Here is an 11,566-nt window from a genome sequence, read left to right as displayed (position 1 = left end):
TTAATGGGTGGTTATATGTTCGTAAGAAATTGTTCGTGTGTTCGTACGAACAGGGAGGTAGAATAGCCGAAAAAGACGGACTTGTCTTGCTAGTTTTGACTTAAACAGGATTTTTAAATGGCTTTATATTTGGACTGCAATGCTACCACTCAGGTTATCAAGCCTGTTGCCGATTTAGTGTACAAGTTGATGGTTGAAGAATATGGTAATGCGGGAAGTCGAACGCATACCTTTGGTGTTGATGCAAAACGATATGTAGAAAAATCGAGACAGCAGGTTGCTGATGTGGTTTGTGCTGATAAATCAGAAATTATTTTTACTAGTGGTGCAACAGAAAGCAATAATATTGCGATTCTCGGTTTGGAGAAGTACGGCCGAGAAACGAATAGAATGCATATCATTACAACTGAAATTGAGCACAAAGCAGTTTTAGAGCCCATTTTAGAGTTGGAAGAAAGAGGTTTTGAAGTCACTCGTCTTAAACCCAATAAAGACGGGCTGGTAGATGCTCAAGCGCTAGTTGAGTCGTTACGTGATGATACTTTATTAGTGTCAATTATGTTCGTGAATAACGAAACTGGATGCATTCAGCCTATTGAACGTTTTGCTGAAGTGTTGAATGACCACAATGCATATTTTCATGTTGACGCTGCGCAGGGGTATGGGAAGTATATTGCGCCTTTACAAAACTCGCGAATCGATTTGATCAGTATTAGTGGGCATAAAATATATGCACCGAAAGGTATTGGCGCTTTAGTAATGAGAAAGCGTGGCTTTATAAAACCCCCTTTAAGCCCCATTTTATTCGGTGGAGGCCAAGAAAGGAAATTACGCCCCGGTACATTGGCTGTGCCTTTAATTGCCGGTTTAGGGTTGAGTAGTGAACTAGCTCTTAGAGGTGCAGAAGCACGTAGGGTCCATGCTTGCTCAATTAAAGCTAAGGTAACGGAGTTTTTACTAGATTTTGGGGCCAAAGTGAACGGTGAGAACACGTCGGATTACGTGATAAACTTTTCTATTCCCGGTTTAAATTCTGAGGCTGCGATGGTCGCTTTTAAAGATGTAATCGCGGTTTCAAATGGTTCAGCTTGTACCTCTAGCTCGTATACACCAAGTCATGTTTTAGTTGCTATGGGGATGAATGAGAAAGATATAAATGGTTCTATAAGAATGTCTTGGTGTCATCAGACTGATGAGTTACCATTGGCGCAAGTATCTGAAAGAATAAAGCAATTATTATAAAGTTATGAAGATTTTTGAAGCTGCAGTCAAGTCACTCAATATTTTGAAACGTCCAGCGAAAGTTAATGAGATTTATGATGTGATTGTTGCTTCCGATTTGTATATTTTCGGAGCAAAAAAACCAGCTGAAGTCCTTAGAGTTACGATGGACAAGCATACTAAAAACAAAAGTTTCAATAAGATGAATTCGACTCGTTACTTCTATAAGCACGCTGATGGCAGTTATGAACTATTAGAAGAGTATCGAGAGTTTGGGCTAATCCATGAAATAAAGGAACCTACAGTAGAAGAGGTTCTAGCTGATAAGTGCCTTAGAAACGATTCAAGAGTTAGCAGCAATACAAAGAAAAAAATCTAAGGCTGAAATTCTTGCTTACCTAAGGCAAATAACACCTCAAGAGTTTGAAGAGTTCAGTGAGCATTTTCTTACTCGTTATGGCTTTAATAAAATGCAAGTATCATCTTTGAGCCGAGATGGTGGCATAGATGTTAAAGGTGCTTTGAAAATCGGAATAGCAGAAATGAGAGTTGCAGCTCAGTGTAAGAGGTATGCAGCTCATAAGAAAGTTGGGAGGCCTGATATATCGCAGTTCAGAGGAGATGTTACTGGCGAGTATGAGCAAGGTATCTTCATTACGACAAGTAGTTTTACTAAAGAAGCCATGGCCATTTCGTTCAAGCCTGGTTGTGTCCCCATCGTCTTGATTGATGGGGAGCAGTTAGCAGAAATCATGATAGAGAAGGGGATTGGAATACAAAAGCAATTAGTTGAAGTATATGATTTTGATGCGGATCTTATTTTTGAATAATGGGTGAGTAAACAATACACCTATTTTTGCTATGTATTATGTAGCTGATAACCCTTGATTATTTTTCTGCTTTTATTGAGCAATGTTTGAAGCTCGCCTTGTGAGATAAGTACATCTACGTGATGATCACAATCGATGATTTTCGCTAACCTCTTATCAAAACTTAACTGCTTTTTATAAGTATCGTCAGTAGATGCTAGTAGCAAGTGTTTGTTGATAAGAGGGGGTCTTGCGTGCTCATCAACATAATCAAAAAAGTCCACATCAAGTTGCCACATCTTTACTTTTATACGCTCTCGTAGTGTCGGCAAGGCGCTTGTGTCGAAATTATCGTAGCCCATAAAGCTGACTTTTCCGGAAGTGATATGGATTTTTACGGTATCTATTTCATCTAACTCACCATATAGCTGAACGGCCGCGCCAACATAAACTCTCAGCAAGGCAGGTAGAAGCGGCAGAAAGTGTTTGTGCAGTTCAAGGGAGTGGCCATCATTTAATTTACTCGCTGGTAGCGTTTGATGTGCTTCAATGCACGCTTGCTCAATCTCTTCGGTATTAGCGATCCGGTAGAGTAAGGTCTTAGCTTCTGCTAGGGCAACTTTATAACTGTCGAAGAATACTTTTATATCTCGCTTCAACTCACTGGGTAAGTGGGTATATCCTTTATGCTGTTCAAACTGGCATAAAGCAAAATAAACCAATAAGTCCTCTCGCCGAGTTGCTATTGCTGCTTCGAACACCCTCGTTGCTTGCTCACCTTGGACTTGTAATAGCAGTTTCAGTGCTTTCTTGGCGTTTCCTATCGCGGCGTTTATCTCTGCCGTTTCTGTAAATTCTTCTAAAACCGGTAAGCGTCCAAGTTCTATACACTTGTCCCAAAAGCGGTTAAGTAGCTGGTGATGCTTTGTAAACAGCAGCCTTGCTTGTTCTTCACTTGTTGGCGTTGGTGTGGTTAATTGATTCCATGAATGGTGACGCTTAAATCGACCAGAAAGAAAACGTTGCTCTTCAAGTTTATCTTTAAATATGTAGAAAATACCGGGGGCAATGGCGATTGCGTTTTCATCAAGTGTGCGCTCTATATAGCCTTTGAGCTCTGATTGCGCATAATACTTTTGAAAAGTATTTATTGATGTAATGACACCGTCTTTATAGGGCGTGAACTGGCTGATGAATTTGTCATTGGCTAACATTGCAGAAACGACAAGTAATTTTGTTGTAAGCTCCCAAGCGCCAAGGAGTGCTTCATCTCGCTCAACTTTATCTTCAATCACATTAATGACAAAACCGATATTAACGAGATCTGAATTTACCTTTTCAGCTTCTGGTCGAAAGTTCGGGTCCCAACCTAGAGCATCTAATCCGTGGGATTCTAACTCTGTTAAATCGTCGCCGCGACCGCAGCCATAATCAAAGATGGTATGCTCGCCATTAAGGTAGCCTTGCTTAGCGAGTTGCTTCATTGGTGCGGAGAGTTCGTGTCTTACTATCGAAGTTTTATGGCGGTCAATACTAGTTGCTGTTGTATTGCTTTGTTCTATAACTGCAGAGCTGCGAAATAAACGGCCGTCAACCAGTGTGTAGCCATGCGCCTCAATGGTGCGTAGCCAACTTTGCTTGAAACCAATCATGCGGCTATTTTGGAAAAGCCCGGCATTTTCTCCTTCTTCAGTGATTGCTTTAAATTCATCAAAGTATTCATGTTGAGTAGGAAGCATGGTTTCTTTGCGGTGCAGGATTGGTGGATTGTCACCGTCTTTGTAGTCTACGATACGATGGCTTAGTTTATTGAGGTCAACAGTTACGCTTTGAGTTAGTGATGGATAAGCTTCTGTGAGAAAGGTCGGGTAGGAGAGTAGCGATAGCCTGAACTCATTGCGTGATAACTTAACTATATGCCATTCGCGGGGATCTATTTTCAGCGCTTTGCCAACAGCTAGGATAAATTGAGTTAGGGAGTTATCTAATTCAGGAAAGCAGTCTTTATGTAGATAGATCGCTTCAGGTAATTTCTTTCCTAAAGGGATTGAGCTAACGAGTTGGTTAAATTTTGTTGCGTCCACGCTTTATCCTTAACTAGCTTGCAGCTTCATACTTAACGTTTGAGTTAGTTAGCGAGCTAATCTTGGATTTCCAACAACTCGCCAATTTCCACATTTAAATACTTGCACAGTGTTTCAATCACATCTAGTTCAACTCTTGTTGCCGTCTCATTATAAAGGCGGTGCAGAGTATTTTTATTAATACCTGTTTCTCTTGCAACCTCTGCAACTTTAAGCTTTTTTTCTCCGAGAATCCTTGAAAAGTGACACTTAATCATAATGCATACCGAAATATTTTACCTTCTGCAGGTATTTTGTTGTTGATTTTGGCCTAAATGATGTTATTGTACCTTCTGTGGGTATAAAGTTTCATTTAAGTCTACTATGTCAGTTTTAGGAGTATATTATGTCTAACACCTATTTAACAGCTGAAGAGCTGTCTCTTCGCATCAAATATGATGCTCGAACTATTCGTGATCAACTAAAGGATGCGATTCTACTTGAGGGAGTGCATTACATTCGACCATTTGGGGGCCGGAAAATTCTGTTTATTTGGGAAAGCGTCGAGCAATTGATGCTGTTTGGCTACTCAGATGTTCTACCAACTAAGTAGGAGGCTGTATGGGTAGTATTAACTCTCGAAATAATAAGCTGTATCTCGACTTTAGATTCAAGGGGATACGTTGTAGAGAAATGACCATGCTTGAAGATACAACAGCTAATCGAAAAAGAGCAAGAGCAGTACTTACTCGAATTGAAGCGGAAATTCAGCTGAATCAATTTGAGTATGCTCGTCATTTCCCTAACAGCAAGCAAGTTGAGAAGTTTGAAGCTTACGACCGAATGACTGCTTTAAGAGATGCTTCTCGTACTGTACAAGTCTCAATTTTTGTAGAGCAGTGGTTGCTTGAAAAGAAGGTGGAGTGGCGCCCATCGCAGTTAAGAACTATCGAGGATATCTTAACCTTATACGTCTTACCTCGATTTGGTGAGCGGGAAATCAATTCGATCACTAAGACTGATATTCTTGCTTTTCGTGCGGATTTGGTCGATGGACAAGCTTTTGCAAAGGAGCTTTCTGCGTCACGGATAAATCAAATTCTGTCACCGCTTAGGGTGATTCTTAATGATGCTGCGGAGCGATATGAATTTGTTAGTCCCTGGAAGTCAATAAAGCCTCTACCAGTCAATCGTAAGCCTGTGCATCCCTTCACATTAGATGAGGTGCTTAAGTTTATCGACTTTGTCAGACCAGACTTTCGTTGCTATTTCTTGGTGCGCTTTTTCACGGGTTTACGTACAGGAGAGATTGATGGGTTACAGTGGGAAAACGTTGATTTTGAACGTCGTCAAATCCTAGTGCGCCAGTCTTGGGTTCGCAATAAGTTGGGGCCAGTGAAAACCAAAACGTCATTACGCGAAATTGATATGAATGACTTGGTTTATGACGCTTTATTTAAGCACTATAAATTATCAGATCGTAGTGGCTTTGTGTTCCAGACTTCTGGCGGAAAACCTATGAACAATAAGAATATGTCTTATCGGGTTTGGTATCCGACACTCGACATTTTAAGAATTTCAAGAAGAAATCCTTATCAAACCAGACATACTGCGGCAACGCTCTGGTTGGCATCAGGGGAGTCTCCCGAGTGGATAGCGAAACAAATGGGGCATGCCAATACCAATATGTTGTTCACTGTCTACTCTCGATATGTGCCTAATTTAACGCGTAAAGATGGCAGTGCCTTTGAAGCATTTTTGAACCAAAAACTAAGAGGATAACCAAATGAAATCAAATATCGTTAAGAACTTAGCTTACTATTTATGCCAGCGTTTGTATTGTTTACCGACTGGTCGTGAACTCAATTTGTTGGTTGGTAACGGAACTGGTCAACAAAACATTGATGCAATAGCTGACTGGATAGGGAAGAACTATATTAAGCATCAAACGGTTGATATTGATTGGTGGGAGAGTCAACTGAGGAAGCACCTTACTGCGAAAGGGGTTCTACTGGATTGATCCCAAATGCTATGGTTTTATAACATCACTAAGCAAAATACACCGTCTAAAGCAGAGCGGTGTATTTTGCCTAGTGATGTTCGCTAAATGCATTTAACTTAATGGATAAAGTAGGGCTAAAATTCAGAGAGTTAGTGCCACACTCATTGTTATGTGAAGAAAATCATCAGAACAATTCGCTAGCAATTCAACTGTTTACGCTGGTTGCGGCTCCAAGGGGCTTGATGGATGACTCGTCGCGTTGTATTGAATACTTGAAATCGAGAGGGTATATGAAAAATATTAACGAATTTGATGAGCACAGCCTCAATGTTGGTCTGAAAACGGTCCTAACCATACTAGATAAATGGGGTTGTGCTCCGCAAGACGTCGCCAAGTTACTGTTAATGTCAAACTATGACTCTAATCAATGTTATGAGGCAAAAGGCTTGAGTGACGCTCAGGTTATTAGGCTGAGTTATATTCTGAATATTCACACAAGCCTGAAATGCTATTTTAGCAATCCTGATAATGTTTATGGCTTCATGAATATGAAAAACAGCAACCCTCCATTTTATGGTAAAAAGCCGCTAGACGTGCTTATCAACGGCACTGAACAAGAGTTTGAGGTGGTGATGAATGCTTTGGACAGTTTAATCATCAGGTAACTGTACCGCTGGTTTTTACTGTTGCCTAATAAGTTTTATTACTTAGTGTCACAATGGACGCTTCGAGTGTGACACTAAGTATTTTAGTCGTCTCTATTTTGAGTTGGGCGGATGTACAATTTTATGAGGTTCGAAAGTAAAGATCATGGACGGCATCTAGGTGCATTATTGCCTAGCCATGATCGTCTGTCTTAATTAGAAGTGCCTTAACGAGCTTAACTAGGGTGACCGAATTCATTTGACTAGGTCAGCTCAATATGGATGTTATTGCATCCACGACTGATAAGCCTGAGTGTCGAATGGCAGGCATCAAGGTCTACAGATTGTCACCTATAAAGTAACTTTGTGTAGACATCGGGATTCTAGTTAACGTTTTTCTACCATCTCTGTGGTAAATACTGTGTGAAATACAAAGGCATCACGATATTGGTTTGTTCTAACGCTGATGAGCCTTGTGTGCCAGTTAACTTAAAGGTTTTACTTGGTGCGCATTTTTCAATGTAGGATGCCAGCGATTTTGCCCGTGTACGTTTGCCACTTTTAACTTCAACAGGGATGATATCTCCTTCATCGGTTGCCAAAATAAATTCGATTTCAGCGCGTGCGTCATTCCATGAATAGCTTGGGTCAACGCCAATGGCTGTGAGCTCTTGTTGCACAAAGTTTTCAGCCACATAGCCTTTGTATTCGTAGTTTTGTTGCTTAATCTCTTTATAACTACTGCCTAGCATATGATTGAGCAGGCCCACATCAAACATAAACAGTTTAACCATATTTTCTTTTTTATAGGCCGCCAGAGGTGATTTCGGCAATCCTTCAATAGGGTAGTTTGGCAAGGCTAAGCGGCAACAGTTAAGCCAATGGATCGCGGTTTCAAAATCGCTATAACGAGATTTACGCTCATACACATGTTTAAATTTAAAGCGCTTAACGGATTCATCACTGACAATTGATAACTGCGCTGGAATACTATTAAACACAGATTCAATCAGTGTGGCATCGACCTTGCCCGCGTACTTACCAAAATCGCGGCGATAACCTTCAACTAAATCAGCATGAATTTTAGTGACTTTTTCAACACGCTCTAAAATGCTTGAATCTTTAAACCGATACCAAGCTGAAACGGCTTCTGGCATACCACCGGTAAAAAAGTAGTCTGTTAGTTTATCCATCAATTTCGCGTGCACTGCCGATGTGCTTGCTTGACTATCAAATGCTTTGATCAGTGCTTGCTCGTTTGATGCGTAAATAAATTCTTGGAAGGTCAGTGGTCGCAAATTGTATTGTTCTACCTTACCCACGGGGAAGGTGTTGAGCAAACCAATATTCGATCCGCTGGCTGCGACAAAATAGGACGGTGCTTTTTCGGCAAAATACTTAAGCGAAGTAACTGCACGTTCACATTCGCCAATTTCATCTAATATCAGTAGATCGGTTTCTGGGTTGAACGCCTGATTGGTCAACAGCTCAATGTTCATTAATAGCTCATCAGGTGACAGTGAGCCATCGAACGCTTCTTTGTAGGCGGGATTTTCAAGAAAGTCGATACGCAGGATGTTGGCAAAGGTGTTGCCAAACAACTCTTGCAGCAGATAGGTTTTACCCGTTTGCCTAGCCCCATCAATCAATAGTGGCTTGCGCACAGGTTGTTTTTTCCATGCTACTAGAGCGTTGAGTAAGTTGCGCTGCATTGTAGTTTCCTGGCAATTAAGATTGTTAACCGCCTATACTATAACCTACTTCACACTTTTATGCGCATAAAAGTGCTGAATTTTTCATTTTTACGCGCATAAAAGTGTAATCGCGTTCTAGTCGAGTATAAAACAACCGCTCAATAGCTCTTTTTCTCAAGAACCTAGTTGAGCATGTAATGTGCCAGCGGTGAACTAGCAGAGCTAAGCCTTATTTGTTGTTCATCATCATTATTCCCATCATATGAAAGAGAAACATTAGCGCGTTAGACGAGTATTTTTTCTGCTTGCGGCGGCCAATGATCTCTTTTTCGTCTGAATGTCTTAGCTCTAACCACACTGCACCATTACCTGTGCGGCCTTTATGTGAAGATGGCTTTGATCTGAGCGCCTGAATACCTTTGTAAGCGTCTCTCCAATGCTCTTTCAGGATAGAGTGGTTAATTGATAGTGTTTGCACTCGCCATTTACTTTTAGGTATTGCAAATGAAAATGTCGCGATAAAGCGTTCTAAATCTTCAGGTTTTGAAAAGTATATCCCTGACTTGCTATTGCTTTTGTTGTTGAGTGCATATGCTAGCGCCCACTGGATTGCTTGGGGAGTATGTGGGTACTGCTGTCTAACTTTTGTGATAATGGAGTCAAGCCATTTTAACTCAGATGAAGCGCTTGGTTGTGAGGGGAGAAGCGATTGAGAGCTGCGCTTAGATTGTAATCTAGGAGTGTTATAATGAGTCTTTATTGCCATTAGCGCGGTAGCATTAATATGCCATTTATCGATAAGGTCCCGATTCAATATGGTATTTGAAAGCTAGTTCAATCGGATCAATACCAAGATCCATTTGCTTTAAGATTCTGTAACAAGTGTCGATATTTATAATGGGTTTAGGATCTGACTCCGGTTGAATTGCTATTGTATTTTTGAGCTTTGACGTCTTAATTGGTTTGAACTTTAATTTTTTCACAGTGTAGCCAAGAAAGGTCGCTATACTCCAGCTGGCATCTGTTTTATTTAATTTTGCCAAATGACTTAGATTTCTGCGAGAACCAAGGGCTAAATTCAGTAACTGCTTTTGCGTTACCTTTAGCTTCATTTTAAGTAAGTTGGAATAAAGTACTAAATCGCAAAAGTGGAAGTAGTTACTAAAGCATGTTGCTGGGGATGAATGTCCATCAAATGCGGCAATCGCATAATATTTATTACGTAGGTTTTTACCTGCTATTGTGTCGGTTATCTTGTTGATTTGCTTCAGTGAATAAGGAACAATTTCTGGATAATTAACACTGTCATCACCTAATTCAAAAATTAACTGTACTCTAGATATTGTACTATGCCTTAAGTGATGAAATACCAAGTGGTCAAGCCCTGACAGCTGTCTTAGGGTTGTTGTTGTGAAATTTGAGATTAGAAATTTATCTATTGGCTTGCTGTTATCTTGTCCAATGGTAAAGGCTAAACGAGTTTCTGCAGCATTGATGTTTTCTTGTCTTGTCAGATTTAAGGACGTTGTAATAATCTTTTTTTCATGTTCAAGCAGTAAAATGTATAGTGGTACTTTGCGACGAGAAGACGGGGTTTTGTTATTCTCAAATTTATTTTCTCTTATTTTTAGCCAGCCCTCTTGTGAGTTTTCTATATCTATTAGTCTAAGTTTAGTGATCTCACTAATGCGTAAGCCGCATCGATAAGAAATTATCAATATACTTTTTATAATCAGCTTATTATTAAAGTCTAAATCTGTTATTTTATCAGTGGTTTTTAATAGCGCTTTAAATAGTGTTTCATCAATAAAACCAGCACTAGTATGGTTTTTATATTTCGAGCCTTTTTTTATTGGTTCAAGTAGTAAAGGGAAGCCAAATTGTTGAACGGCAAAGGCATGGAAATCACTCAATCGAGCGGCTAGTTGAGTTTTTGCCTTCTCGTCATTAGTTAGTTCAATCAATTCAGTGTAGAGATCTTGAAAATCTTGTTCATCGCCCTCGTTTAAATTTATTGATTCAGTTTGATAAAGCCATTTTCTAGATAGGGTAGAATGATAGGTACGTATTGTAGAAGGCTTACATGTGTCGAGCTTATGTATAAACCATTCGATTAGCACTTCTTGGGCGTCGACAGTTGACTTTCACGTACAAGCTTTTGTAATTTTTTTGCCAACGAGTCTGATGTCAGCTTCTTGTTGTTGCTTTCTTTTAGTTCTTTGGATAATGCTGAAAAGAACTTTGATGATGGCAAAGTCGGTTTAGCAAGCTTTATTTTTGTTGGTGCAGCGTTCCTCAGAGCGCTATAAAAATTAAGGCTAGGATGTACTTTAATGGGGCTTGTAACTAATCGAGCTAAATTCGCTTTAGGTAAGCTATACGCGATGTTTCTGCCCATTGAATACTCAAGCATTGATTGAGATATTCTCATGTTTGGAAGAAATGGAATAACCGTGATAGCTGATTTTACTAATTTCTCAAGACTATTAGGCAAAGGCACATTGCCGATATAGTCATTAGTGATTAAAGCATGAATCGTTTTATTGTCTATGGGCGCTTGCCAATTAGCATTTGTCGGGGTTCGTTTGAGTGTTAAAAAATGCTCGATACAGCTAATAGTCAGTGGGGATAAATACCAAGTGAACTCGGTTGTCTTTTTGCCGTATTTTACGATATTTGTATGGTAGCCATGTTCATCAATTTCCAGTGATATAAAAGGTAAATTATTGACAGTTGAAATATCTAACTGGGCATTTAATTGCGCTGATATTGCTTTTACTAAGTGGTGATTAAGGCAACCTGAGTAACAAATAAATGAGATAATAATGGAGCGGTAAGCATCTGATATATTAGTGCTGTGCCCATGTTGCGATATCTTGTCAAACCAATTGCTATATAGCTGATGGAATGCAGCTCCTTCTTGCATCAAAGCTTGATTATATATCGTTTTTTCAGCCTTTTGTGTAACAATGAAAGACGGTACGTCTAAGTCGATACCGAGTAACTCTGCTCTCTTGTTGAAAACGCCGACACAGTGATTAAAGGCTCGTTTTAGATCCGAGTTTGAGTTATACGCATGTTCTATGTCTTCTACCAATTGAAGCCAACGAGTATTAAAATCTTGTGAGGCAGG

13 protein-coding genes are annotated in these 11,566 nt (G+C 39.9%); 7 read left to right on the top strand and 6 right to left on the bottom strand.

Annotation, left to right across the window (positions count from 1 at the left end; genetic code table 11):
* The first annotated feature begins 117 nt into the window (after positions 1-117).
* Genes dndA through AC5YBZ_RS13105 form a run of 3 tightly spaced genes read left to right on the top strand, consistent with a single transcriptional unit; the run spans position 118 to position 2,051 of the window.
* Positions 118-1,242 carry a cysteine desulfurase DndA gene (gene dndA, locus AC5YBZ_RS13115; RefSeq protein ID WP_494543006.1) on the top strand — a complete coding sequence of 375 codons (1,125 nt, stop codon included), beginning with the start codon at positions 118-120 and terminating at the stop codon, positions 1,240-1,242.
* Between the two features lie 4 nt (positions 1,243-1,246).
* Positions 1,247-1,600 (top strand): hypothetical protein, encoded by a 354-nt coding sequence (locus tag AC5YBZ_RS13110; protein WP_494543005.1) that lies wholly within the window; start codon positions 1,247-1,249, stop codon positions 1,598-1,600.
* On the top strand, positions 1,542-2,051 hold the full coding sequence (locus AC5YBZ_RS13105) for a restriction endonuclease (protein WP_494543725.1): 510 nt from the start codon (positions 1,542-1,544) through the stop codon (positions 2,049-2,051). The genes AC5YBZ_RS13110 and AC5YBZ_RS13105 overlap by 59 nt, the downstream gene beginning before the upstream one ends.
* Positions 2,052-2,080: 29 nt before the next feature.
* Here AC5YBZ_RS13105 and AC5YBZ_RS13100 read toward each other — a convergent pair whose 3' ends face one another.
* On the bottom strand, positions 2,081-4,114 hold the full coding sequence (locus tag AC5YBZ_RS13100; protein ID WP_494543004.1) for a DNA phosphorothioation-associated putative methyltransferase: 2,034 nt from the start codon (positions 4,112-4,114) through the stop codon (positions 2,081-2,083).
* A gap of 56 nt (positions 4,115-4,170) precedes the next feature.
* On the bottom strand, positions 4,171-4,371 hold the full coding sequence (locus AC5YBZ_RS13095; RefSeq protein WP_494543003.1) for a helix-turn-helix domain-containing protein: 201 nt from the start codon (positions 4,369-4,371) through the stop codon (positions 4,171-4,173).
* A gap of 128 nt (positions 4,372-4,499) precedes the next feature.
* Between AC5YBZ_RS13095 and AC5YBZ_RS13090 the strand changes: the two genes are divergently transcribed.
* From AC5YBZ_RS13090 to AC5YBZ_RS13075, 4 genes are all read left to right on the top strand, one after another.
* Positions 4,500-4,706, top strand: coding sequence for a hypothetical protein (locus AC5YBZ_RS13090; RefSeq protein ID WP_011919780.1), 207 nt, complete (start codon positions 4,500-4,502; stop codon positions 4,704-4,706).
* 8 nt (positions 4,707-4,714) lie between these two features.
* Positions 4,715-5,875: a tyrosine-type recombinase/integrase gene (locus AC5YBZ_RS13085; protein ID WP_494543002.1), complete on the top strand. Its 1,161-nt coding sequence runs from the start codon at positions 4,715-4,717 to the stop codon at positions 5,873-5,875.
* 4 nt (positions 5,876-5,879) lie between these two features.
* Positions 5,880-6,113: a hypothetical protein gene (locus AC5YBZ_RS13080; protein WP_494543001.1), complete on the top strand. Its 234-nt coding sequence runs from the start codon at positions 5,880-5,882 to the stop codon at positions 6,111-6,113.
* Between the two features lie 101 nt (positions 6,114-6,214).
* Positions 6,215-6,760 (top strand): hypothetical protein, encoded by a 546-nt coding sequence (locus AC5YBZ_RS13075; protein ID WP_494543000.1) that lies wholly within the window; start codon positions 6,215-6,217, stop codon positions 6,758-6,760.
* Positions 6,761-7,137: 377 nt separating this feature from the next.
* Here the strand turns inward: AC5YBZ_RS13075 and AC5YBZ_RS13070 are convergent, their stop codons facing one another.
* The 4 genes from AC5YBZ_RS13070 to AC5YBZ_RS13055 all read right to left on the bottom strand — a co-directional run bounded on the left by AC5YBZ_RS13070 (position 7,138) and on the right by AC5YBZ_RS13055 (position 11,530).
* Positions 7,138-8,451 carry an ATP-binding protein gene (locus AC5YBZ_RS13070; protein ID WP_263198670.1) on the bottom strand — a complete coding sequence of 438 codons (1,314 nt, stop codon included), beginning with the start codon at positions 8,449-8,451 and terminating at the stop codon, positions 7,138-7,140.
* 211 nt (positions 8,452-8,662) lie between these two features.
* On the bottom strand, positions 8,663-9,199 hold the full coding sequence (locus AC5YBZ_RS13065) for a hypothetical protein (protein WP_494542999.1): 537 nt from the start codon (positions 9,197-9,199) through the stop codon (positions 8,663-8,665).
* A 25-nt stretch (positions 9,200-9,224) separates the two neighbouring features.
* Complete coding sequence (locus tag AC5YBZ_RS13060) at positions 9,225-10,553, bottom strand: tyrosine-type recombinase/integrase (protein ID WP_494542998.1); 1,329 nt, start codon at positions 10,551-10,553, stop codon at positions 9,225-9,227.
* A complete protein-coding gene (locus tag AC5YBZ_RS13055; RefSeq protein WP_494542997.1) occupies positions 10,547-11,530 on the bottom strand; it encodes a hypothetical protein in 984 nt (327 codons plus the stop codon). Before AC5YBZ_RS13055 ends, AC5YBZ_RS13060 begins: the two co-directional genes overlap by 7 nt.
* Positions 11,531-11,566 lie beyond the last annotated feature (36 nt).

The sequence above is a fragment of the Shewanella sp. 553 genome (genome assembly GCF_059338375.1).
The sequence above is the reverse complement of the archived record's forward strand: the minus strand, read 5'-3'. Positions and strand labels throughout refer to the sequence as shown.

What these genes read in the sequence shown, in the direction of transcription:
- dndA (WP_494543006.1), top strand. Translation starts at nt 118, where the DNA reads ATGGCTTTATATTTGGACTGCAATGCTACCACTCAGGTTATCAAGCCT.
- AC5YBZ_RS13110 (WP_494543005.1), top strand. Translation starts at nt 1,247, where the DNA reads ATGAAGATTTTTGAAGCTGCAGTCAAGTCACTCAATATTTTGAAACGT.
- AC5YBZ_RS13095 (WP_494543003.1), bottom strand. Translation starts at nt 4,371, where the DNA reads ATGATTAAGTGTCACTTTTCAAGGATTCTCGGAGAAAAAAAGCTTAAA.
- AC5YBZ_RS13090 (WP_011919780.1), top strand. Translation starts at nt 4,500, where the DNA reads ATGTCTAACACCTATTTAACAGCTGAAGAGCTGTCTCTTCGCATCAAA.
- AC5YBZ_RS13085 (WP_494543002.1), top strand. Translation starts at nt 4,715, where the DNA reads ATGGGTAGTATTAACTCTCGAAATAATAAGCTGTATCTCGACTTTAGA.
- AC5YBZ_RS13080 (WP_494543001.1), top strand. Translation starts at nt 5,880, where the DNA reads ATGAAATCAAATATCGTTAAGAACTTAGCTTACTATTTATGCCAGCGT.
- AC5YBZ_RS13075 (WP_494543000.1), top strand. Translation starts at nt 6,215, where the DNA reads ATGGATAAAGTAGGGCTAAAATTCAGAGAGTTAGTGCCACACTCATTG.
- AC5YBZ_RS13070 (WP_263198670.1), bottom strand. Translation starts at nt 8,451, where the DNA reads ATGCAGCGCAACTTACTCAACGCTCTAGTAGCATGGAAAAAACAACCT.
- AC5YBZ_RS13065 (WP_494542999.1), bottom strand. Translation starts at nt 9,199, where the DNA reads ATGGCAATAAAGACTCATTATAACACTCCTAGATTACAATCTAAGCGC.